The sequence below is a fragment of the Xanthomonas sp. 3793 genome, assembly GCF_024806835.1.
GTDB lineage: Bacteria > Pseudomonadota > Gammaproteobacteria > Xanthomonadales > Xanthomonadaceae > Xanthomonas > Xanthomonas arboricola_F.
In genome coordinates this window covers 1,437,501-1,460,272 of sequence record NZ_JANTYU010000001.1, presented here as the reverse complement: position 1 = coordinate 1,460,272, position 22,772 = coordinate 1,437,501, and the positions used below count along the sequence as shown (strand labels likewise).

Sequence of the window (22,772 nt, the reverse complement as noted above, 5' to 3'; positions counted from 1 at the left end):
AATACTCGCTGACCAGCCCAAACCTCAGTTTCGTCAATGCGCCAGGTTCCGCCCGCTTCACCCTCTGCCGCCGCCAAAGCCCAACTGCTGGAAGAGTTGCGCAAGCTCGAGCAGGAAGAGGCGCAGCTCAAGTATGCCCAGACCCTGGAAGCCTTCGACCAGGTCGTCGAGGTGCTCACCCAGTTCGGTAGCCGCTTCAACGCGAAGCAGAAATCCCAGATCGCCTCGCTTGCCATGACCGGCAAGTCCAAGGGCCCGCTGTCGTCCACCGGCGAGGTGGTTGCCAAATACTGGCTTCCGCATTCCGGCGAAACCTGGTCCGGCCGTGGCCGCACGCCGCGTGCATTCAAGGCCTGGGAAGGCACCAGCTCTTATAAGGAATGGAAGTCCAAGCATCCGGACAAGCGTTTCCCGCTCTATCCAGGGTGAGTTGTCGCCGGTTTGGCGTGTTCGTGGGTTCTTGGATCCGGGTCGAGTCGGTTAGCCGCGTGATCACTTGTTGCTGCATGCAGCGTTTCGCCGTGCGCGTTCGTCCGGTTGTACGTTCGTCATCACGGCCACAGACAATGCATGGAAGCGAACGGATCGTGATGCGCATCGTCCTGGCGGGAGTCGGTGACGGATTCAAGCTGCAGGCGCAATTCGGCCAGCGTGGAGGCATTACGCCCATTTGTTGATCGCCAATCGTCAGTCGCCAGACGTGTCGATCCGCTTCCCGTCGCGTTGCTCGCATGTCTGGCGGCCGCGGGAGATATGTAGACTCCAACGAATTCGGCTATAGCCTGGCTGACGCATTCGCGAAGAAAGCTGTCGCAGTTGTATTTGGGAATTGATGTTGGTGCTGTCAATGCGGGAGTTGCACCGCATCTGATAACCGCATCTCGCACGCTGTCGCTCCGCGAGCATCCTGGCGCGCATTAAAAAGCTCGCTGTCCACCATGCTGGTGGCAGCGAGCCTGTCGACCGTTCAAGCGTTACTGATCGCTCTTGCACTCGAAGACCGACACGCTGCGTGGCGGTGCCAGGAATTCGCTGGCGCCCGCCGGCATCATGTCCACTTCCAGCGCTTCATCAGTCGATAGCACCAGCTTCCAATGCACCGGCTCATCGGTGGAGGGCAGGGTGAAGGTCACGCCCTCGTGATAGGCGTTGATGACGATCAGCAAGGTGTCGTCGTTGGCCAGTTCCTTGACGCCCGAGGTTTGCGCCTTGCCTTCGAGCAGCAGGCCAACCGAGCGCGCACCGGCATCGGTCCAATGCGCATCGTCCATCTCGGTGCCGCCGGGATTGAGCCAGGTGAGATCGCGCAGGCCGGCTTCTTCGTTGTATTGCCCATTGAGGAAGCGGCCACGCGACAGGATCGGGTAGCGCTTGCGCAGCGCGGTCAATGCCTTGACGAATTGGGTGAGCCGGCCATCGGTCGGGTCGTTTTCCCAATCCAGCCAGGTGATTTCGTTGTCCTGGCAATAGGTGTTGTTGTTGCCGCCCTGGGACTGTGCGCGCTCATCGCCGCTGAGCATCATCGGCGTGCCCTGCGACAGCAGCAGCGTCGCAAGCAGATTCTTCATTTGCCGCTCGCGAATCTGCAGGATGTCGGCGTTGTCGGTCTCGCCTTCTTCGCCGTAATTGCAGGAGCCGTCGTTGGACGATCCGTCGCGGTTGTCTTCGCCGTTGTCGCTGTTGTGCTTTTCGTTGTAGCTCACCAGATCGCGCAGGGTAAAACCGTCATGCGCGGTGATGAAGTTGACCGAGGCCCAAGGGCGGCGGCCGCGGCGATCGAACAGATCGGCCGAGCCGGTGAAACGGGTGGCGAACTCGGCCAGCTTGCCATCCTCGCCCTTCCAGAACTCGCGCGCATTGTCGCGGAACTTGTCGTTCCACTCCGACCAGCCCGGCGGGAAATGACCCACCTGGTAGCCGCCCGGGCCGCAATCCCAAGGTTCGGCGATGAGTTTGACTTCCGACAGCAGCGGGTCCTGATTGCAGGCGTCCAGAAAACCGCCGCGCTGGTCGAAACCGCTCGGCTCACGCCCCAGGATGGTGGCCAGATCGAAGCGGAAACCGTCCACGTGCATTTCGCCGGCCCAGTAGCGCAGCGAATCGTTGACGAACTGGATCACCCGCGAGTTGCTCAGATTGAGCGTGTTGCCGGTGCCGGTGTCGTTGATGTAATAGCGCTTGTCTTCGGCAAGCCGGTAATAACTGGCGTTGTCGATGCCCTTGAACGACAGGGTTGGCCCCAATTCGCTGCCTTCGGCGGTGTGGTTGTAGACCACGTCCAGGATCACTTCCAGGCCCTGCTTGTGCATGGCCTTGACCATGTCGCGGAACTCGTCGCGGTGGCCGCTGGACAGATAGCGCGACTTCAGCGCAAAAAAGCCGATGGTGTTGTAGCCCCAGTAATTGCGCAGCCCCTTGTCCAGCAAATGCTGATCATCCAGATACGCGTGTACCGGCAAGAGCTCGACGGCAGTGATGCCCAGGTCCTTGATGTACTGCAGTACCTGCGGTTGGGCCAGACCTGCAAAGGTGCCGCGCACGGCCTCCGGCACCTGCGCATGACGCATGGTGTAGCCGCGCACGTGGGTTTCGTAGATGACCGTTTCGTTCCACGGCTTGAGCAGGCGCGTATCGTCGCCCCAATCGTAGGTGTCTTCGACCACCACGCATTTGGGCATGAATGGAGCGCTGTCGCGCTCATCGAAGCTCAGGTCGCCGTCCGGATGGCCGACGGTGTAGCCATAGAGCTCGTCGGCCCAGATCAGATCGCCTTCGAGCTCGCGTGCATACGGGTCCAGCAACAGCTTGTTGTGATTGAAGCGGTGACCTTCGGTCGGCGCATACGGGCCATGCACGCGGTAACCATAGCGCTGCCCCGGCTTGGCATCGGGCAGATAGCCATGCCAGATTTCATTGGTGTACTCGGGCAGGTCCACGCGTGTTTCGTTGCCCTGTTCGTCGAACAGGCACAGTTCCACACGGGTGGCATGCGCGGAAAACAGCGCAAAATTCGTGCCCTTGCCATCGAAGACGGCGCCGCGGGGAAACGGACGCCCCTGGCGGATTCGGGAGGGATTGGCATAGGCCGCGCTTGCTGGACGTCGCATTGAGAGTCTCGGGTGCGCCGGCATGCCGGCATTGAGGGGGCTCAAGCATTGCGGTTTCCGCTGTGCAAGACGCGTCACGGCAACACGGGTGCGGCGTGAGGGCGCAAGGTCGAGGCATGGCGCGAGGCAGCTGCGATGACATGGCACAACTGCGGCGTTCGCTTGTCGCGGCCGCAGCGTTCGCCGGTCATGACTGATTACTGCGGTGACGCGCCTTCGGTCCGAGCCTTGGCTGCATGACAACGCGTGTTGGCGCATGCAACGCAGCTGCCGATTGCTTGAGCGCCGCGTGTACGCCCTGCTAGCATCGAACCGGTTGGGGCAGCGCAGCCTTGCGTTGTTGCAACACATGCCGAGGCGCCATCGCCTCTCCATCCTCGGGGCCGTCGCATACCAGTTCCATCGTCGCGAGCAGGGTCCAGCGCGCCCGCACGCGCGGTCGGCCGGCAGACGTACGGACTTGGGTCACCTCGTCATCAGACTTCGACCATGTCCAGGCCGCGCCGTGTTCCTGCTGCGATGAAAATCGCCATTCTTTCGCGCAACAGCAAGCTGTATTCGACCCGACGGCTCATTGAGGCCGGGCGTAAGCGTGGCCATACCGTGCGCATCCTCGACCCGTTGCGTTGCTACATGCGCATCGCCGCCGACGGCTTCAGCCTGCACTACAAGGGCAAGCCGATCACCGGCTTCGATGCGGTGATCCCGCGCATCGGCGCCTCGGTGACACGCTATGCTACCGCGGTGCTGCGCCAGCTCGAGTTCATGGGCACCTACACGCCCAATCCCTCCGATGCCATCCTGCGTTCGCGCGACAAGCTGCGTGCGCATCAACTGCTGGCCGCGCAGGGCATCGACATGCCGGTCACCGTGTTCGGCGACAACCCGGACGACACCCAGGACCTGCTCTCCATGCTCGGCCCGCCACCGCATGTGGTGAAGTTGAACGAGGGTGCCCAGGGCGCCGGGGTGATTCTGACCGAGAAGGCCAGCGCCTCGCGTGGGGTAGTCGAAGCGCTGCGCGGGCTGTACGCCAATTTCATCGTGCAGGAGTTCATCGGCGAAGCCGAAGGCGCCGACCTGCGCTGCTTCGTGGTCGGTGACCGCGTCGTCGCAGCGATGCGCCGTCAGGCGGCCGAGGGCGACTTCCGCTCCAACCTGCATCTTGGCGGCACCGCTGCGGTGGCCCAGGCCACTCCGCAGGAGCAGGAGGTGGCGGTGCGATCGGCGCGCGCGCTGGGCCTGGCGGTCGCCGGCGTCGATCTCATCCGATCCAAGCGCGGGCCGCTGGTACTGGAGGTCAATTCGACCCCTGGCCTGGAAGGCGTGGAGGGCGTGTGCGGCGTCGATGTGGCCGCCAGCATCATCCAGCATCTGGAGCAATCGGCCCGTTGATCGGCAGTAGGCTGTTTTTAGCGGAAAATTAACGAAAATGTAATCCTTTGATCGCTAGCCTCTGTCGACCGTAGCTCCGCTCTCGGCAGTGACGGTGATCGGGATGAACTTTTGGCCCAAGTGCGGTGTCGCACTTGGGCCTTTTTATGGACGGCTTGCCGGGACCTGGGTTCGCGTCTACATTTTCCTTACTTATCAGCGATGGAACGACAAGCAACGCCATGAAAGGACCACTCCTGCTGTTGATGCTGTGTATCGCGGTGCCCGCGCTCGCCGGCAACAAAAAGGCCGTGGATGTCGAGAACCCCCGCCCATTCGCCGAACAGGCCGAGAAGGTGCGCCAGGATCTGAGTACCGGCGACACCTATTCGCAAATCGGAAACGAGGACCGCAGCAAGGTGCTGTCGGCTTTGCAGCGCATGGAAATGGCTTTGCAATCCAGCCCGAATCCGATGCAACTCACGCCCGAGTCAAAGGTGGCGGTGTTCAATGATCAGGAATTGGTCAACGCGCTGTTGACCAGGGCTGGTGAAGACAGTCGGATGATCTGTCAGCGTGTGCGTACCGTGGGGTCCCATTTGTCCACGACGCAATGCATGACGGCTGCCGAACGGCGCCGGCTTCGAGAAAGCAATAAAGACGAATTGACCCGGCTGCAGCGACAGCCAGTCCTGAAGCAACCGGGTACATGACCCAACAACGAGGTTCCAGTGCGAATTCTAGTAATTGAAGACAACAGCGATATCGCCGCCAATCTGGGCGACTATCTTGAAGACCGTGGCCACACGGTGGATTTCGCCGCCGATGGCGTCACTGGCCTGCATTTGGCGGTGGTGCACGAGTTCGACGCCATCGTGCTCGATCTCAACCTGCCCGGCATGGATGGCATCGAGGTCTGTCGCAAGCTGCGCAACGAAGCGCGCAAGCAGACGCCGGTGCTGATGCTGACCGCGCGCGATTCGCTGGACAACAAGCTGGCCGGTTTCGACTCCGGTGCCGACGACTACCTGATCAAGCCGTTCGCGCTGCAGGAAGTGGAAGTGCGCCTCAACGCGCTGTCGCGTCGTGGCAAGGGCGTGCACACCCGCGTGCTGGAAACCGGCGACCTGGAATACAACCTGGATACGCTGGAGGTGCGCCGCCGGGGCAAGCTGCTGCAGCTCAACCCGACCGCGCTGAAGATCCTGCAGGCGTTGATGGAGGCCTCGCCGGCCGTGGTTACCCGCCAGGAGCTGGAAACCCGCGTCTGGGGCGAAGAATTGCCGGATTCGGATTCGCTGCGCGTGCACATCCACGGTCTGCGCGCGGTGGTCGACAAGCCTTTCGACGTACCGATGATCCAGACCCGTCACGGCATTGGCTACCGTATCGCCTCGCCCGATGCCTGAGAGTGCCATTGGCCTGCGGCCCGCGCGCAAGCGCGGCCGCTACCGGCGGCGCCTGCGCAGCCGCATCATTCTGTCGTTCGTGCTGTTGGGGTTCTGCCTGACCACGCTGTTCGCCTTCGCCACCAACTGGGCGCGTGCGCGCGTGGAAAACCAGCTGGTCGAAGACGTAATGAACCGCAATATCGACGCCTTCGCGCAGCGGTTCTATTCCGACCCGCTGCGTAACCCGGATTTGCCGGTGCAGCAGATGCGCGGGCGCGTGGTCAAAAGCGACAAGTTCGATGCGCTGCGGCTGGAGCAGCCGGAGTGGTATCAACTGCCCGACGGCATCCATACCATCTCCGGCGTGGACGACGGCGGCAACGCGTATTCGTACAAACTGGCGGTGCGCAAGACACCGAGCGAGTGGTTCTTCCTCGCCTACGACATGACCCAGACCCTCAAGGGCGAGATCCAGCTCAAGCGCACGCTGATGCTCTCGGTGCTGGTGTTCAGCGGCTTCTCGTTGTTGATCGGCTGGTGGTCCGCATCCAAGGTGATGCGCCCGGTGTCGGACCTGGCCGCGCGCCTGCGTGCCTACCGCGGCGGCACCAGCGAGCCCAAGCCGCTGGCCGCGCATTTCCCGGACGACGAAGTGGGCCAGCTCGCCGAAGCGCTGGACGATTATTCGGCCCGCCTCACCGAAGTGGTGCAGCGCGACCGCGAGTTCAACGCCGACGTCAGCCACGAACTGCGCACCCCGCTGGCGGTGATCCGTGGCGCCACCGAACTGCTGCTCACCAAGCCCAACCTGGACGAGAAGATGCTGCAACGCCTGCAACGTATCCAGCGCGCCGAGCAACAATGCAGCGACCTGATCGGCTCGTTGCTGCTGCTCTCGCGCAACGAGCGCGGTCAAGGCAGCAGCAATGTCGCCAAGGTGGCCGAACAGCTGATCGACGCGCACCGCGCCCAGCTCGGCGGCAAACCGCTGGAGCTGCTGCTGGAAGGCGAGCGCGACCTGGTCATCGACGCGCCCGAATCCGCCTTGTCGGTGGCGCTGGGCAACCTGATCGGCAATGCGGTCAAGTACACCCAGGACGGCCAGGTGCGCGTGCGCGTGCGCGGCGACTGCGTGGAAGTCATCGACTCCGGCCCCGGCCTGAGCGAAGAGGATGCCGCCAAACTGTTCCAGCGCGGCTACCGCGGCACCCACGCCGGCCACTCGCAAGGCGGCGGCATCGGCCTGTCGATCGTCAGCCGCCTCTGCGACCTATACGGCTGGCGCGTCAGCGTACGCCCAGGCCAGCAGCGCGGCGTCATAGCAACACTGGCATTCCACCGCTAACCAACCAAGCTCGTTTCTGTAGGAGCGCACTCGTGCGCGAGGGCGTTACACGTATCGTCCTCCCCACTGCAGTGCCTCCAAACAACAACCACACCCAAAACCCAGTTCAGCGCTCCACCACCGTCACCACCAACTCGCCCTCGCGCGCAGTGATCTGCAGCTTGCACCCCACCGCAAACCCCAGCTGCTCCAGCCATAACCCACGCAAGCGCACGCTGGGAATCCGCTGGCTATGCGGCCGGCCCGGCTCTGCATCGTAGAACGCGTAACCCACCGTGCAGCGCGTGGGCATGCGCGCCTTGCGCGGCGGACGCGGCGGCAGATCGTCCACGCGGCGCCTGGGGCGACGGTCGAAGTCGAGGTTGTCCACGTCGAACGCGGGCGAGGGCATTAGCTGCATGGGCTGCGCGTCTTTCACCGGCGTGGCTGCTTGCTTTGCGGTAGCGGCGCGTCTGGCGTTCGGCTTGGACCGCTTGGCGGTCGAAGACGGCGCCCCGCTCATCGCCTCACCTCCGCCAGCACTGTGGAGCGACGACGCCTAACGATCTGCACGATCGATACATTTGCCATTACAACGCCTCCTTCAAAGAACAGGCACCATCGCCGGCCGGCGACGGGATGTCGGGAGGTTAGAAACCGCTCATAGCCGGCGGGCGTATTCCTCCCGAAGGAGTGTTGTATTAGCCGCCCTCCCGACGCAGGCATCGCGTCGGCTTGCGCCTGCGAACAGGCACAAAAAACCCACCGGTTTGACGGAAGTGGGTACCGCTATGAGAGGAGTTTCTACGCTCCTTGAGGCAGAGGTTGCTACTGGTTGCTTGGGATGTCAACTGTTTGACGACATTAGTCTTGCCTATGTCTAGCCGCCACAGCGGCTAGACATAGATACTTCTGTTAGCAATTGAATAGCTCATTTTTACTGACATGCAGAACTAAAACGCTAGCGAAGTGATTCGTAAATTACCGTAACAAAGATCATCCACGACGCGCCTGCAATTGCCATTATCAAACCTCTCTTGTCCCATGCTGATCGGAAAGGCTTCGCTTGAGGCGCAGCCAAGAACGACCCCCATCGAATCAGGCCCCCTAGCCCAAGAAAAAATCCACCTGCAAGCATCGCTAGGATATAAGCCAGCTTCACTGCGCTTCACATGAACATTTTTTCTGCTGGATAACAACGGCATTGCCTGCGGCAGCGCCATAAACAGTGGCGTCAAATCCGCCTTGGCTCTGATGCCATCCTGTGCTTTCAGCTCCAGCGCCGAAGTTCCACCAGGCTCCGCCAATCGATATTTTTTGATACATCTGATAGCCCAAACCAAATGAAACTGATCCTGCAGAGAATTTCGCATAAGGACCGTTGAATACATCAGGGTCTGGCACATCATTGGAGTCCGTGAGTTCTACTTGCGAACCAGCCATTGAAATTGGTGCCCCTAATCCACCTGCGCCTCCGAATGCCATCACATAGGCATATGCGAGTCCGCCACCCGGACAGGGGGAAGTGACTTGATAGAAGTCTATGTTCAAGCCGAACTTTCCTGCCCCGACACCAACTCCAAAAGTAGAGCCCTTCCAAGTTGCCAAGCCATAAAAATCCATGTGGACAAAAGGAGTCTGCAATGCGTATCCAAAAGTGCTGATGCCACCTCTCAAGCCAATCGGATCACTCTGCCCATACCGCCCGGTAGCCGCCTCATAATCCCGGAAGTAGTTCTGATTCAACCCACTCGCCGCATCGTACCGCTGCCCCGGGAAGCGCATATCCAATACCAGCGCAGCACCATCTCCATCAGGATCCTGATTCGGCGCGGTGTTGCCGAAGGCCTCGCCCTTCAAGCTCCACGTCCACACCGCAACATCGCGGGTGGGGTCGATCACCACGCGTGGGCTGCCCAGGTGGTCGGGTTCGATGTAATGCAGCGTGTTGGCATTGGCCAGCAGGCCGACCGGTAGATCGTCCAGCCAGATCGCCTGCTGCTTGGGCGCGCCACTGGTGTCGTAGTCGCCTAGCCAATGGCCCGCTTCGTCATAGAGCGTGTAGGTATTGGTGGTGCCCAGGAAGCGGCGCACCTGCTCACCACGGCCGTTGTAGCGGTAGTTCATGGTCACTGCGCCGGCGCGGCGGGCCTGGGTCATGCGGCCGGTGGTGTCGTAGGTGTACTGGCGCGCGGTGCCGCCGATGGCGGTGGTATTGCCGGTGGCATCGTAACTGCGGGCCACGCCGGCCACCGCGCTGAGGCGATGGCTGTCGGCCGGGTAGGTGTAGGCCTGTGTGGCGGTGCCGACCTTGGCGCTGAGGCGGTTGCCGGTGGCGTCATAGCTGTAGCCGTCGATCAGCGTGCCGGTGCGGCCGTCCTTGAGGCCGGTGAGGCGGCCCAGGGTGTCGTAGCCCAGGCCGATCTCCGGCGTGGCATTGCCGGCGGGCGTCAATGCGGTGAGATTGCCGACCGGGTCGAAGCCGAAGCCCACTTCCAGCCCGCCCGGGCGGGTGTCCTGGATCGCTTGCGGGTGGTAGTCCAGATCGTACTGGCGGGCAAGGGTGCGGCCATTGCCGTAGGTCCAGCCGGCAGCCGGGCCGAACGGGTAGTAGCTGACATTGCCCAGCAGCACCTGCCGGCTGCCGCCGGCCGGGGTCACGGCGACCTCGGTGGTCTGGCCTTGGGTGTTGCGCACGTAATCGACCACTGCACCGTCGGGATAGGTCATGCGGTGCAGCTGGCCGCCGACGGTGTAGTCGTAACGCAGCACCAGCGCCTTGCCGTTGCTGGTCTGCACCTTGCGCACCAGATCGCCGAAGCGGTTGTAGCAGTACTGGGTGATGGCGCCGCCGTCCTGCATTTTGGTCAGGCGCCCGATGGAGAAGGTCTCCCCGCTGGCACAGGCGGTTTGCGTCACGTCATAGGTATAGATGACGTTGAGGCTGGTGGTGGGGTAGGTGACCTTGGTCAGGCGATTGAGCGCGTCGTAGCCGTAAGCAGTGGTGTTGCCGCGCGCATCGGTCTGGGTGGCGCGGTTGCCGGCGCTGTCATAGGTGTAGCTGGTGACGCCGGTGTCCGGGCTGGTGAGCTTCACCAGATCGCCGAAGCCGTTGTACTCGTATTTGGTGTCCAGGCCCTTGGGGTCGGTGACCTTGGTGAGGTTGTCCAGCGCGTCGTAGTCGAAGGTGGTGCCTGCCTTGATGCCGGCTACATCCTGCAGCGTGCGCGACAGGCGGTTGAGCGGGTCGTACTCGCTTTGAGTGGCAGTGCCCAGCGCATCGGTCACGGCGGTGGTGTTGCCATTGGCGTCGTAGCCGAAGTCGGTGGGATCGCCCTCGGCGGTGGCCTGCGTCTTGAGCTGGCCGAGCTCGTTGTAGACGCGCGAAAGGGTGCGTTTCAACGTGCCGGCCGCATCCTTGGTGTCTTCCTTGACGCGATTGCCGGCATTGTCCAAGGTGTAGTGGACGGTGTTGCCCGCGTTATCGGTGATATCGGTCAGCCGATGCGCGGCATCGTAGGTGAAGGCGGTGAACGCGCCATCGGGCTGGGTGACCTGCTTGACCAGGCCGGTGGGCCAATAGTCGATGCGGGTGATGCGGTCATCGGCCTCGCTGGACGCGTCGGCCCCGCGCACCTTGGTGGCGGTCAGCCAACCGCGCGGGTGGTAGCTGTAGTCGGTGACGATGCCGTTGGCGTCCTTGATGGACAGCGGCCGGCCGGCGCCGTCGTAGGCGAGGTATTCGATGACTTGGCCGAGGGCGTTGGCGACTTTCCATAGGTCGCCTTTGCGGTGCGGGCAACGGGAAGAGCTAAATGCGCATTCCGCGCTATCGGCCATGTAGTAGCGATAAGTCACGGCGTCAACCGGGCCCTGTTTCGCTCCGTCCACCAACGTCAGCAGGCCCCGCAAAGGGCAGATGCCTGCGTTCACATCTTCCTGCTCACAGTAAGCCTGATCAATCGTGCGAACAACATTGTCGATCGGGTTTGTACGCGTTGTTGTGACCAGCTGCCCACGACCGTTGTATGTGAAATTTACCCTTAGCCTTACGCCATCCTGAGGACTTGAAGTTTCTTGCTGAAGCGGAATCCTTAGACCTGTATCCCACGTAGTCTCAGTGACACGCTGTCCTTTGCTTGTTGCGCCGATTGCTTCAGACTTACGCATAACAAGACCATCCGGACTGTAGTCCCAGTCGGTGGCAATCCCATTTAAATCGATTTCGATGTCGGGATAACCATTGCTATCGTAGGTGCGACTAGCGAAGATTTTTCCGTTGCATGTAGGACAGAGGCCGGTAAAGCTGGCGGCAAGGGCTCGACCATGCATCAGTATGGGCGCAGCTACCACTTGGTTTCCTGCGGAATCTTTTAGTGTCGTGCCGTTTGGCGCATAAGAAAACGTAGTTTCGTCAATGCTGCCTGCTATATCTCCATGCACACTACGAATTACCCGGCCAAGGGTATCGTACTCCCAGCTAGCGTACAGCGTATTTGTTTCATCATAATGCTTTGTCAATACGTTGCCGACATCCGATGCGGCGTAACCATATCTAGATACTAGGTGCCTGGCACCTTGATCATCAGTCAGCCACACTGTCGATAGATTCTTGTTGTCATCATACTGATAGTTTAGGCTGTTTTTATCAGGAAGAGAGACTGTGGTGATTTTTTCCTGTTGAAAAATAAACGAGATTATTCGTCCTGACTTGTCAGTGGCTGATTGTAGAAGTCCGTTTGCATAGGACAGCGACACGATATCGCCGTTTGGCCAGGAAATCTGAATTAAGTGGCCGTCCGTGTTGAAACTTTCTACTGTACGATCAGGTGTATTCAGCACCCAGCGTGCTCCAGTGGAGCCGGGATCTGAGACCTCAGTCAGCTGATACGGGACATCTTGGTCTCGCAACCATACTCCAGTTCTTTTCTTGAAAATGTAAGAGTCGCCAGAGGCCCTATTGACCTTGACGGTAGACGCATCGATTGCATCGATGCTTCTTGCATAGCTGTGTCGCCATCCGTTTCCAAGATCGGCGACTGTGCGTAAGCCAGCGACGCTGGTGTAGTAACGAGTAAATTCCAAGCCGCCTAATGGAGAGCGGTAATCTAGGCTGCTCTCTAGCTTGACCCCAGTAAAGATGTTTACTGGATTGGCTGCGGTCACTGGGCCACCCGCAGTGCAACAATTGTTTTTGGCTGGATCGATGGGGGGGGGGAGGCGAGCACACTTCCCCAGTGGGCGATTGGACTCCTTGCGTTGACGATAAAAACTCACAGCCTTGATCGCAGGCGAGTGAATTTATTGCAATGTTTGGATTATTTTTGAAAGGTAACGATGCGCAGGTAGCACCTGGTCTGTAATATCCAGTGCCGCAACCTGTGAACGGTATCCACGGAATGTCTGTTCCGCAGAAAGCATCATATCTACTATATCCAGAATCCCTTTCTATTCTGGGAGGGCCCTTAAAGTCCTTCCGCTCTTTTAGCCATATGATCGACTGCCGCTTGGCCTCTATATATGCTTGGCCTTCATTGCACGGTCGATCCATGTAGGGGTAGTTCATCGGTGGGCATTGGTCGACGATGGTTTCTCCCGCAGCACTTCCAGTTGAGAGCAGATAAAATAATGCTATCAAGGATAAAATGGTAAAATATCCTAAAGGTGTGGTGTTGCAATATGTTAAATTTGGCTTTTCTATTCCATCAAATTCTTTCATTCTCTATCCCTGAGTTCAGTGGTTATTTGCAAGCTAATAGCGGTTGTTGGCTAGTAATTTATTGAGATAATTGTGCGGATATCCAGTGGTGCGTTTGCTTGCAATGTTTTGAGCTTGACGGTCTGTGCAAAATATCTAAAACAGCTGGATTCGAATTCTAGGCTCTTGTTTCAAAGGTGCATGACGAGTTCTTTTTGGCGGCAGCGTGGATACGATAGAGCGCTTCTAGCTTTTTCGTATCGCTTATCAGATATTCTTGCGGACCAATGTTGCTGACCACGTCATCGGCAAGTGCCAGGCGCTCTTCGCGAGAGACTTGCGCAGCAATCATCTGATCAGCCAGCGCCGCCGTGCTGCCATCGCGTTGCATAAGTCTGGCATGCTGCAGTTCGACCGGCGTATCAACGACTAAGACGCGGTCCAACCAAGGATAGGTCGCTCGGCCGCCAGCTTCGGCCAGTAAGGGGATCGCGACAATGGCATAAGGGCCCTCGGCCGCCTGCGCGGCGCGCTGCAGTTCTGCGCGGATGGCAGGGTGTGTGATCGCCTCTAGCGCTTTTCGTTGAGCTGTATCACCGAAGACGATCTTGCGTAAGGCCTGGCGATCTAGCGTGCCATTCGGCAATAAGATGCCTTGGCCAAAATGCTCCGTAATGGCATCGAGAACAGGGCCGGGCGCCACCAACTTCCGCGCCACGATATCCGCATCGATAACCGGCACGCCCAGCTTCTCGAACTCAGCGGCCAGGGCGCTCTTGCCGGAGGCAATGCCGCCAGTGAGGCCGACGATGAAGTCGCTCATCGCCGCGCCCCTGTCAACGCAAGCCTGCGAAGTGCAGGTAGCCGTCCACCAGATCGTTGCCCCAGAAGAACACCACCCAGCCGGCAATGGCCAGGTAGGGGCCGAACGGGATCGGGGTGGCGCGGTCGCGGCCCTTGGCCACCAGCCAGATCGAGCCCAGGATGGCGCCGACCAGCGAGGAGATCAGGATGATCGGCAGGATGCCTTTTAGCCCGCACCAGGCGCCGAGCGCGGCCAGTAGCTTGAAGTCGCCGTGGCCCATGCCTTCCTTGCCGGTGAGCTGCTTGAACAGCCACCACACCGTCCACAGCGAGACATAGCCCACCGCCGCGCCCAGCAGGGCGGGCTTGGCCGGCATGTAGAGGTTGTCCATCGAGCCGACCAGGCCCAGCCACATGAGCGGCAGGGTCAGCTGGTCCGGCAGCAGCTTGTGGCGCAGGTCGATGCCGGACATCGCCACCAGGAAGCAGCTCAGCACAATTGCGCCGAAGCCCTGCCACCCGAACCCGAACCGCCAAACGCTAGCCACGCACAAAAAGGCCGTGAGCAGCTCCACCAATGGATACTGGATCGAGATCGGGTTGCCGCTATAGCGCGACTTGCCGCGCAGCATCACCCAGCTCAGAACCGGGATGTTCTCCCACCACTTGAGCTTGTCGCCGGTGACCGGGTCGTGCGAGGGCTCCACCACGATCCCAGGCGGCGGCGGCTCATACAGCTCCGGCAACTCCAGGATCTCGCGCGCATCGCGCCGCCACTGCCACTCCATGCGCTTGGGCAAGCGCAGGATCACCACGTTCAGGAAGCTGCCGATCAGCAGTCCCAGTCCGGCCGCGGCGGGAAAGCCGAGACCGGGATGCTGGTCGAGAAATGCCATTACGTCTTATCCAACCACCGAAGCGAGCTTGAAGATAGGCAGGTACATGCCGATGACCATGCCACCGACGATGGTACCAATGAACACCATGATGAGAGGTTCCAGAAGGCTACTGAGTGCGTCTACAGCATTGTTGACCTCCTGCTCAAAGTATTCCGCAACTTTGAACAGCATCGCATCCAGTGCGCCGGCCTCCTCGCCAATAGCAGTCATCTGAACCACCATATGCGGGAACAGGTTGACCTGCTTCATCGCAACGTTTACGGGGTAGCCTACGGATACATCATCACGCATACGCAACACGGCAGCCTCATAAACAGAGTTGCCGGTGGCGCCTGCCACGATGCTGAGCGCTTCAACCAATGGTACGCCCGCTTTAAAAGTGACAGCAGTTGTCCTAGCGAAGCGCGCGACCGAACTGTTGTGCATGATTTCGCCAATAACTGGCACTTTCAAGATTAATCTGTCCATGCTGTGCTGCATGGCTGGGGAGCGTTTGTAGGCAAAAATCAGACCCACAACTGCGCCTACTACTGCGATCAAAAGTGCCCACCACCAAGAGACCATGAAGCGCGACGCATTCACAATCATTTGCGTGAATGCAGGAAGTTCAGCTCCAAATCCTTTGAAGACATCTTCAAATTGGGGGACAACCCATATCAGCAAAATGGAGCTCACCAATAATGCCACTGCCATCACCATGGCTGGGTAGAACAGTGCTTTTCTTATCTTTCCCTTAAGTGCTTCTATATTTTCCTTGTAGCTGGCTATCGTATCTAGCACCGTTTCCAGTACGCCTGCGCTCTCGCCCGCGCGAACAAGGTTTCGATAGAGCTCGTCAAACTGAACCGGATGTTTGCTAATAGCTTCGTGAAGTGAAGAGCCGCCCTCAATATCGGTCCTGATCTGACCGACCATGTTCCGCATGCGCGGATTTTTCTGGCCTTCGCCAATAATTTCAAGAGCCCCTACGATAGGTACGCCTGATTTCATCATTGTCGCCATTTGACGACTGAAAAACGCAATGTCTTTTGCCGTAACTTTCTTGCCAGTTGCGCCGAAAAGAGGCTTAGGCTTTGCTTTTACGACTCTCGGGGTGATTCCCTGACGACGAAGCTCGGCACGCAGTAAGTTTGCGTTGCGTGCGTTTTGCTCCCCTTTCATCTTCACGCCGCGCTTGTCTGTACCCTCCCAGACAAACAGGCTCATCTGGTTGACGGCTGCGGCCGAACTGCCTTTGGTTGCACTGCGTGCTGCTGACATATGAGATCCCCATCCGCCATCCCCAGGCGAATACAGCCGCGATGTTAGCTGGTTCTGCGTCTTGTGGCACCTTTGTGCTTAGGTCGGCAGCGTCATGACTTGACTGTCGTTTTGCGTCACCTTGTGACCCAGTGTGGCCTAGTTGGATGTCCGTAGCAGACTGATCACGTGCCGCGTGCATTTGCGGTGATCTGGGGCATCATGTCTTCAAGGACCTGCTGGGTCATGTCAGAGTTGGCATGCTTTCTGCTTGGTTGGTCCTGCACGTGGCACCCGCCGCGCGGCGCCCAAGGGGAGTGGCCCGCGGGCGGACAACCTTAATTAACAATCTAGGGGATACCTATGAAGAAGCAACAAGGTTTTACGCTAATCGAATTGATGATCGTTGTTGCGATCATTGCCATCCTGGCTGCTATCGCGCTTCCTGCCTACCAAGACTACGTTGTGAAGTCGCAGGCCGCAGCGGCACTCGCCGAAATCACACCCGGAAAGGTTGGTTTCGAGCAGGCAACCAATGAGGGTAAGACCCCGAGTACCGCTGCCGCTGACGCAGGTTACATCGGTGTGGGCGGTACTACTTCTTACTGCACCGTGACGGTGACTGCAAACACCATCGTTTGTGCTACTCGGGGAGGAAACGCAACGAAGTTCAACGGCAAGAACCTGACTTGGACTCGTGATGCCGCGACTGGGCTGTGGAGCTGCGGATCCGATCTGGATGCGAAGTACAAGCCCGGCAAGTGCACCTAATGCTTTGCATTAGTGTCTAGTAATGAGAAATGGCCCCACCCTGTGGGGCCATTTTTTGTTGAAAATAGAGCCGATTAGTTGGGCTTTTTCGGATATCCTTTGCTATATCGCTCGCGAGTACTGCTATGAGTGTCATGGGAACGGCTAATTTGGTCGGAATCACCGGCATTGCCAGGCGGCTGGTCCAAGACGGCGCCTTGGAAGAAGCGGCAGCGCGTACTGCAATGGACCAAGCTGCGGCGGCAAAGATTCCTTTACCGCAATGGTTCTCCGAGAAAAAGTTGGTTGCTGCATCCCAGCTCGCCGCCGCCAACGCGGTCGAATTTGGCATGCCGCTGCTGGATGTATCGGCATTTGATGCCAACCAGAACGCGGTCAAGCTGGTCAGTGAGGAGTTGCTGCAGAAGTACCAGGTGCTGCCGCTGTTCAAGCGCGGTAACCGATTGTTCGTGGGAGTGAGCAACCCGACCCAGACCCGGGCACTGGATGACATCAAGTTCCATACGAATCTGGTGGTCGAGCCAATTCTGGTCGATGAGGATCAGATTCGTCGCACGCTTGAGCAGTGGCAGGCGAGCAATGCGTCGCTTGGGTCGTCGCTCGGTGACGATGATGAGGGCATGGACAACCTGGACGTGTCGGCCGGGGACGAGGACATGGGCGCCGGCGGGGATTCCGGGGTCGATGCGAAAGGCGACGACACGCCGGTGGTGAAGTTCGTTAACAAGGTGCTGGTGGATGCGATCCGGCGGGGAGCCTCCGACATCCATTTCGAGCCCTACGAAGACGATTACCGGGTGCGCTTGCGCATCGACGGGCTGTTGAAGAACGTGGCCAAGGCACCGGTGAAGCTGAGCCAGCGCATCGCCGCGCGCCTGAAGGTGATGTCGCAGCTGGATATCGCCGAGAAGCGGGTGCCGCAGGACGGACGCATCAAGCTCAACCTGTCCAAGACCAAGCAGATCGACTTCCGTGTGAGCACCTTGCCGACCTTGTTTGGCGAGAAGGTGGTGTTGCGTATCCTGGACGGCAGTGCGGCCAAGCTGGGGATTGAGAAGCTGGGTTACGAGTCGGATCAGCAGAAGCTGTTCCTGGATGCGATCCACAAACCTTACGGCATGGTGCTGGTGACGGGGCCAACCGGTTCGGGCAAGACGGTGTCGTTGTATACGGCGCTGGGCATCCTGAACGATGAGACGCGCAACATCTCAACTGCCGAGGATCCGGTGGAAATCCGCCTGCCCGGCGTCAACCAGGTCCAGCAGAACAACAAACGCGGCATGACCTTTGCGGCGGCCCTGCGCTCGTTCCTGCGCCAGGATCCGGACATCATCATGGTCGGCGAAATCCGCGACCTGGAGACGGCCGAGATTGCGATCAAGGCGGCGCAGACCGGTCACATGGTGCTGTCGACGCTGCATACCAACGATGCGCCACAGACCATTGCACGTTTGATGAACATGGGCATCGCGCCCTACAACATCACCTCGTCGGTGACCCTGGTGATCGCGCAGCGTCTGGCGCGCCGCCTATGCAACAACTGCAAGCGCAAGGCGGTGTTGCCCGAGCATGCGTTGTTGGCCGAAGGCTTCACGCCGGCGCAGATCGCTGCCGGTATCGAGCTATATGAAGCGGTGGGCTGCGACGAATGCACCGAAGGCTACAAGGGCCGTACCGGTATCTATCAGGTGATGCCGATGACCGACGAGATCGGTGCGATCGTGCTGGAAGGTGGCAACGCGATGCAGATCGCCGAGGCGGCGCAGAGTATCGGCATCCGCGACCTGCGTCAGTCGGCGTTGGTCAAGGCGGCGCACGGGGTGACCAGCCTGGCCGAGATCAATCGCGTGACCAAGGACTGAGCGCCCTCATCCGCCCTTCGGGCACCTTCTCCCGCAGGCGGGAGAAGGGTATGTAGCGTGCTTTGTGTTGCGGGTTGGTGGTGCTTTGAGTCGCCCTCGTGCAGTTTCTTGCACCGACGTGAAAGGGCTGAGCGGCGGGGAGCCGGAGTGGGGATCAGGGAGTCGAAGGCGAGCCATGCGTGTGCTGATATCGACTTAGCTTCGGCCCTGTAAGAGCAATCGAACTGCAAAGTGTTCCCGATTCCCGATTCCCGATTCCCGATTCCCCCAATCCCCAATCCCCAATCCCCAATCCCCAATCCCCAATCCCCAATCCCAGCTTCTCTACTCCATCCCCAGCTTCTTCAACTTGTAACGCAACGCCCGAAACGTGATACCCAGCTGCGCGGCGGTCTTGGTCTTGTTCCAGCGGTTTTCTTCCAGCGCCTTCTGGATCGCGGCGCGTTCCAGTTGCTCGATGTAGGAGGGCAGGGCGGCCGAGGCGGGATCGATGTCGACCACAGCTTCGCGCGGTTCGATGGCGGCGCTGCCGGGGGTGGCCACGAGGCGGTGGCCGCCGTGGGCGGGCAGGCGCAGGTCGCTGGCGCTGATCTGGTCGTCTTCTGCCAGGGCCAGGGCGCGTTCGAGGATGTTTTCCAGCTCGCGGACGTTGCCCGGAAATCCGTAGGTATTCAGTGCGTCCAGTGCCGATTGGGTCAGCAACGGGATTGGCCGGCCGTGGCTGCGCGCCAGGCGCGCGATGATGGCCGCGGCCAGTTGCGGCAGGTCGCCGTTGCGCTCACGCAACGGCGGCACGCGCAGTTCGATCACGTTGATGCGGTAGTACAGGTCGTGCCGGAAGCGGCCGTCGGAGACCAGGTCGCCCAGGTCCTTGTGTGTGGCCGACAGGATGCGCACGTCCACCAGCGTTTCGCCGGAAGCGCCGACCGGACGCACCGATTTCTCCTGGATGGCGCGCAGCAGCTTGACCTGCATCTGCAGCGGCAGCTCGGCCACTTCGTCCAGGAACAGCGTGCCGCCATGCGCGGCCTGGAACAGGCCGGGCTTGTCGGCGTGGGCGCCGGTGAAGCTGCCCTTCTTGTGGCCGAAGAATTCGCTTTCCATCAATTCGGCCGGAATGGCGCCGCAGTTGACCGGCACGAACGGGCCGGCCGCACGGGCGCCTTGCTCATGGATGGTGCGGGCGACCAGTTCCTTGCCCACACCCGATTCGCCCACGATGTAGACCGGCGCCTGGCTGCGCGCGACCTTGCCGATGGTGGCGCGCAGGCCTTCCATTGCACCGGAGTCGCCCAACAGGCGACTGGCCTGCTCCGGTGGCGGTGCGGGCGGGGCGGGGCGGTCGCGGTTGTTCAATTCCAGCGCGTGCTTGACCAGGCCGCGCAGCACGCCGATGTCCACCGGCTTGCTGACGAAGTCGAAGGCGCCTGCCTTCAGCGCTTCCACCGCCAGGTCCATGCTGCCGAACGCGGTGATCATCGCCACCGGGGTCTGCGGGTAGTGCTTGGCGATTTCGGTGACCAATTCGATGCCGTTGCCGTCAGGCAAGCGCATGTCGGTCAGGCACAGGTCGTAGGGGTTGTTGGCCAGCAGTTCGCGCGCTTCGGCCAGGTTGGCGGCGGTGCTGATGCGCAGGCCCATGCGGCCCAGGGTGAGGACAAGCAGTTCGCGAATGTCACGCTCGTCATCGACGACCAGGGCACTTTTCGGTTCGTTCATGCCGCGCACGATAGCCCAGCGTGACGACACTCGACAATTGCCGGCAGTAAGGGCGCGGCGCGGCTGGTCGAAGGATCTGCTTGAACGCTGCCCAGAAATGGCGGACAGCCATCAAGGCCTCGGCGCGGTTGCCAGTCACAGGTGATCTGAGTTGCACGCGGCCCGCTCGTCGATGGATGCCTGCTTTTGCTGCCGTTTTTCAAGCGGTTGAGCATCGGCAAGCGGCTCTCGAAACCATCGGCGATGGCACAAGGACAGCCTGGACGCCGCCTATCGAGCGCATGCCCACACGCGATGCAACATCGGTGCACCACGGCCGCCCACACATGCACTGGCAAAATGCCCGAATCGGCCAACTTACTTGCCCAGCAAGCTGTTGGGCCCCTGCAATGCAATCCGGAAACATGCCCCGCCGCCCGGAACCGAGACATAGTCCAGTTGCGCCTGGTTGGCGCGGCACAACTCCTGGGCGATGTACAGGCCCAGCCCGGTGCCGTGTTCGGAGGTGGTGTAGAACGGGCGGAATAGTTGCGCGGCTACCGTCTCCGGGATGCCGGGGCCACGATCGATGACATCGATCACCGCCATGCGGTCCTGTCGTTCGACCCGCAACTTCACCCGGGCGGGTTCGTCCATGACGCGGCCGTACTTGAGCGCGTTGTGGACCAGGGCGGTGAGAATCTGGTGCAGGTGTTTGGGGTCGACCAGGGCATGCACCGAGCTGCCCTGGATGCTGGCTTCCAGGATGTCGGTTTCCATCGACAGGGTCTGCCGGTACTCGACCACGAAGCGGCGCACGAACGCGGCCAGGTCCAGGTTTTCCGGGCTGGCGCGTTCGCGGCGCGCCAGGCCGAGCACGCTTTCGACGATGCCGTTGGTGCGCTGGCATTGCTGGTGAATGATCTGCAGCAGGCGACGATCGGCATCGCCGATATCGGGCGATTCCTCCAGCAGCTGCGAGGCGTAGCTGATCGCTGCCAGCGGGTTGCGGATTTCATGCGCCAGGCTGGCCGAAAAGCGCCCCATGGCCGACAGGGTCAGCGACTCGGCGCGCCGCGAGACCACCGAAGCGTCGTCCAGGAAGACCAGCACCAGGTCGCTGTCGGCCAGCAGGCGCACGAAGCGCGGCTGCACTTCCGGGCGGTCGGCACCCAACTGCAGCGGGGCTTCCTCCTGGCGCCACCCGCTGCGCCAGCGCTGCAGGCGGCGCGCCAGTTCCGGGGTCAGCGCGACCAGCGACAGGTCGGCCGGCGCATTGCGCTGGTCGCCATCGCCGAGCAGGGCCAGGGCCGCCTCGTTGGCCAGGGTGATGTGGTTGTGGGTGTCGACCACCAGCACGCCGGTGCGCATGCGGCGGATGATCAGCTCGTTGATCTCGTAGAGGTTGGCGACCTGGGCGCCGCGTTCTTCGGCCAGGACCTGGTTGCTGCGCGCACGCGAGGCGATCTGCTCGCAGATGAAGGCCACTGCGACGTAGCTGGTGGCAAACATGGCCAGCTCGGCCACCGGGCGGGTCGCGCCGCCGCCTTCGAACAGGGTCCACAGGTATTCCAGCACGATGGCGGCGCTGGCAAGCACCGCAATGCTCATGCCGTAGCGCAGGCGCAGCAGGATCGAGGCGGCAGCGACATTGAACAGCAGCATCATCGCGATGCCGGCGCTGGCACCGGGCAGCGCGTGGGTGGCCAGGGTCGCGGCGAGGATGTCGGCCACCACCGCGCACAGCACGGTGGCGGTGAGGCGGCGTTCGCTGCGGCCCCAGAACAGCAGCGGGATGGCCATGCACAGGTAGCCGATCGCCACCGCAGCAGCCAGCCGCGGGTAGCGCGGCTCGGGGATTGCGTCGGACAAGGGGCTGAACACCAGCGCGGCAATCAACCCGGCCACCAGCACCCGGTAGAGCGAAAAAAAGTACAGCTCGCGCTGCGGCGCGGACTGGACCCGGGCGATGAGCGATGCGATGGGTGCCAAGCCGATTCCCCGTCCGAACAAGCCGCGAGTATAGGCAGCTGCGGTGCTGCGCACAGCGCGTGCGCACAGTGTCGGGCGGCGCGCAAGCGCGGCGACGGGGCGGCCAATCCCGGCGAATTTTGCGCCGCACGGCGTGGTCGGCCACAATAGGCGGCCCGTTCGCGTCTCTTGACGTGCCGCTCAGGCGGTCTGCGTTGCACGCAGCGGTCGTTTCCTTTTCCCACGGTGACGCATGAATTTCCACGAATACCAGTCAAAACAGCTGCTTGCCGAGTACGGCATCCCCGTTCCGGCCGGCAAGGTCGCGGCGACCCCGGACGAAGCGGTTGAAGTCGCCAATTCCCTGGGCAAGGGCCCCTGGATGGTGAAAGCGCAGATCCACGCGGGCGGTCGCGGTAAGGCTGGCGGCGTCAAGTTCTGCAAGACCACCGACGACGTGAAGGCCGCAGCGGCCAAGATGCTCGGCACCAAGATGTCCACCTACCAGACCGCCGGCGTCGAGCTGCCGATCAATCTGGTGCTGGTGACCACCGCCGGCGAGATCGTCAAGGAGCTGTACCTGTCGATCCTGGTCGACCGCGGCACCAAGACCATCACCTATATCGCTTCCAGC

Annotated in this window: 16 protein-coding genes (1 of these 16 only partly in view); 8 read left to right on the top strand and 8 right to left on the bottom strand. The window is 60.8% G+C overall.

Annotated elements, in window-relative coordinates; genetic code table 11:
* The first annotated feature begins 36 nt into the window (after positions 1-36).
* A complete protein-coding gene (locus FHY18_RS06025) occupies positions 37-429 on the top strand; it encodes an H-NS family nucleoid-associated regulatory protein (RefSeq protein WP_104612064.1) in 393 nt (130 codons plus the stop codon).
* 545 nt (positions 430-974) lie between these two features.
* On the opposite strand, the gene glgX is transcribed toward FHY18_RS06025, so the two are convergent.
* Complete coding sequence (gene glgX, locus FHY18_RS06020) at positions 975-3,107, bottom strand: glycogen debranching protein GlgX (protein WP_259152418.1); 2,133 nt, start codon at positions 3,105-3,107, stop codon at positions 975-977.
* Between the two features lie 489 nt (positions 3,108-3,596).
* On the opposite strand from glgX, the gene rimK reads away from it, so the two are divergent.
* The 4 genes from rimK (at position 3,597) to FHY18_RS06000 (ending at position 7,217) form a co-directional block, all read left to right on the top strand.
* Complete coding sequence (gene rimK / locus FHY18_RS06015; RefSeq protein ID WP_259152416.1) at positions 3,597-4,502, top strand: 30S ribosomal protein S6--L-glutamate ligase; 906 nt, start codon at positions 3,597-3,599, stop codon at positions 4,500-4,502.
* 221 nt (positions 4,503-4,723) lie between these two features.
* Complete coding sequence (locus tag FHY18_RS06010; RefSeq protein ID WP_259152415.1) at positions 4,724-5,194, top strand: hypothetical protein; 471 nt, start codon at positions 4,724-4,726, stop codon at positions 5,192-5,194.
* Between the two features lie 18 nt (positions 5,195-5,212).
* The gene (locus FHY18_RS06005) at positions 5,213-5,890 is read left to right on the top strand and encodes a response regulator transcription factor (protein ID WP_003490678.1); all 678 of its coding nucleotides are present in this window, start codon (positions 5,213-5,215) and stop codon (positions 5,888-5,890) included.
* Positions 5,883-7,217 (top strand): HAMP domain-containing sensor histidine kinase, encoded by a 1,335-nt coding sequence (locus tag FHY18_RS06000; RefSeq protein WP_259152370.1) that lies wholly within the window; start codon positions 5,883-5,885, stop codon positions 7,215-7,217. The genes FHY18_RS06005 and FHY18_RS06000 overlap by 8 nt, the downstream gene beginning before the upstream one ends.
* Before the next feature lie 106 nt (positions 7,218-7,323).
* Here FHY18_RS06000 and FHY18_RS05995 read toward each other — a convergent pair whose 3' ends face one another.
* The 5 genes from FHY18_RS05995 to FHY18_RS05975 form a co-directional block, all read right to left on the bottom strand.
* Entirely contained in the window at positions 7,324-7,719 is a 396-nt protein-coding gene (locus tag FHY18_RS05995) for a type I toxin-antitoxin system SymE family toxin (protein ID WP_259152369.1), read from the bottom strand.
* A 635-nt stretch (positions 7,720-8,354) separates the two neighbouring features.
* Positions 8,355-12,362 (bottom strand): RHS repeat-associated core domain-containing protein, encoded by a 4,008-nt coding sequence (locus tag FHY18_RS05990; protein ID WP_259152368.1) that lies wholly within the window; start codon positions 12,360-12,362, stop codon positions 8,355-8,357.
* A gap of 710 nt (positions 12,363-13,072) precedes the next feature.
* A complete protein-coding gene (gene coaE, locus FHY18_RS05985; protein WP_259152366.1) occupies positions 13,073-13,717 on the bottom strand; it encodes a dephospho-CoA kinase in 645 nt (214 codons plus the stop codon).
* A 13-nt stretch (positions 13,718-13,730) separates the two neighbouring features.
* Complete coding sequence (locus FHY18_RS05980; protein WP_259152365.1) at positions 13,731-14,594, bottom strand: A24 family peptidase; 864 nt, start codon at positions 14,592-14,594, stop codon at positions 13,731-13,733.
* Positions 14,595-14,600: 6 nt separating this feature from the next.
* Positions 14,601-15,803, bottom strand: a complete 1,203-nt coding sequence (locus tag FHY18_RS05975) for a type II secretion system F family protein (RefSeq protein WP_259152563.1) — start codon at positions 15,801-15,803, stop codon at positions 14,601-14,603.
* Between the two features lie 396 nt (positions 15,804-16,199).
* On the opposite strand from FHY18_RS05975, the gene FHY18_RS05970 reads away from it, so the two are divergent.
* A complete protein-coding gene (locus FHY18_RS05970) occupies positions 16,200-16,607 on the top strand; it encodes a pilin (protein WP_259152364.1) in 408 nt (135 codons plus the stop codon).
* A 125-nt stretch (positions 16,608-16,732) separates the two neighbouring features.
* Positions 16,733-18,469 (top strand): type IV-A pilus assembly ATPase PilB, encoded by a 1,737-nt coding sequence (pilB, locus tag FHY18_RS05965; protein ID WP_259152363.1) that lies wholly within the window; start codon positions 16,733-16,735, stop codon positions 18,467-18,469.
* A 324-nt stretch (positions 18,470-18,793) separates the two neighbouring features.
* On the opposite strand, the gene FHY18_RS05960 is transcribed toward pilB, so the two are convergent.
* Together FHY18_RS05960 and FHY18_RS05955 are read right to left on the bottom strand one after the other, a co-directional pair.
* Positions 18,794-20,188, bottom strand: a complete 1,395-nt coding sequence (locus FHY18_RS05960; RefSeq protein WP_259152362.1) for a sigma-54 dependent transcriptional regulator — start codon at positions 20,186-20,188, stop codon at positions 18,794-18,796.
* Positions 20,189-20,545: 357 nt separating this feature from the next.
* A complete protein-coding gene (locus FHY18_RS05955) occupies positions 20,546-22,159 on the bottom strand; it encodes a HAMP domain-containing sensor histidine kinase (protein ID WP_259152361.1) in 1,614 nt (537 codons plus the stop codon).
* 232 nt (positions 22,160-22,391) lie between these two features.
* Here FHY18_RS05955 and sucC point away from each other — a divergent pair, with 232 nt between their 5' ends.
* A protein-coding gene (gene sucC / locus FHY18_RS05950) for an ADP-forming succinate--CoA ligase subunit beta (protein WP_039519379.1) crosses the window boundary here: on the top strand, positions 22,392-22,772 show its beginning. The gene runs 789 nt beyond the window's last position; 381 of the gene's 1,170 nt are visible here — the first part of the coding sequence; it begins with the start codon at positions 22,392-22,394; the stop codon falls past the right edge of the window.

Coding starts and splice junctions, on each gene's coding strand:
- FHY18_RS05995 (WP_259152369.1), bottom strand. CDS start 7,719: ATGAGCGGGGCGCCGTCTTCGACCGCCAAGCGGTCCAAGCCGAACGCC.
- FHY18_RS05980 (WP_259152365.1), bottom strand. CDS start 14,594: ATGGCATTTCTCGACCAGCATCCCGGTCTCGGCTTTCCCGCCGCGGCC.
- FHY18_RS05970 (WP_259152364.1), top strand. CDS start 16,200: ATGAAGAAGCAACAAGGTTTTACGCTAATCGAATTGATGATCGTTGTT.
- FHY18_RS05960 (WP_259152362.1), bottom strand. CDS start 20,188: ATGAACGAACCGAAAAGTGCCCTGGTCGTCGATGACGAGCGTGACATT.
- FHY18_RS06025 (WP_104612064.1), top strand. CDS start 37: ATGCGCCAGGTTCCGCCCGCTTCACCCTCTGCCGCCGCCAAAGCCCAA.
- FHY18_RS06000 (WP_259152370.1), top strand. CDS start 5,883: ATGCCTGAGAGTGCCATTGGCCTGCGGCCCGCGCGCAAGCGCGGCCGC.
- glgX (WP_259152418.1), bottom strand. CDS start 3,107: ATGCGACGTCCAGCAAGCGCGGCCTATGCCAATCCCTCCCGAATCCGC.
- rimK (WP_259152416.1), top strand. CDS start 3,597: ATGTCCAGGCCGCGCCGTGTTCCTGCTGCGATGAAAATCGCCATTCTT.
- coaE (WP_259152366.1), bottom strand. CDS start 13,717: ATGAGCGACTTCATCGTCGGCCTCACTGGCGGCATTGCCTCCGGCAAG.
- pilB (WP_259152363.1), top strand. CDS start 16,733: ATGAGTGTCATGGGAACGGCTAATTTGGTCGGAATCACCGGCATTGCC.
- FHY18_RS05975 (WP_259152563.1), bottom strand. CDS start 15,803: ATGAGCCTGTTTGTCTGGGAGGGTACAGACAAGCGCGGCGTGAAGATG.
- FHY18_RS06010 (WP_259152415.1), top strand. CDS start 4,724: ATGAAAGGACCACTCCTGCTGTTGATGCTGTGTATCGCGGTGCCCGCG.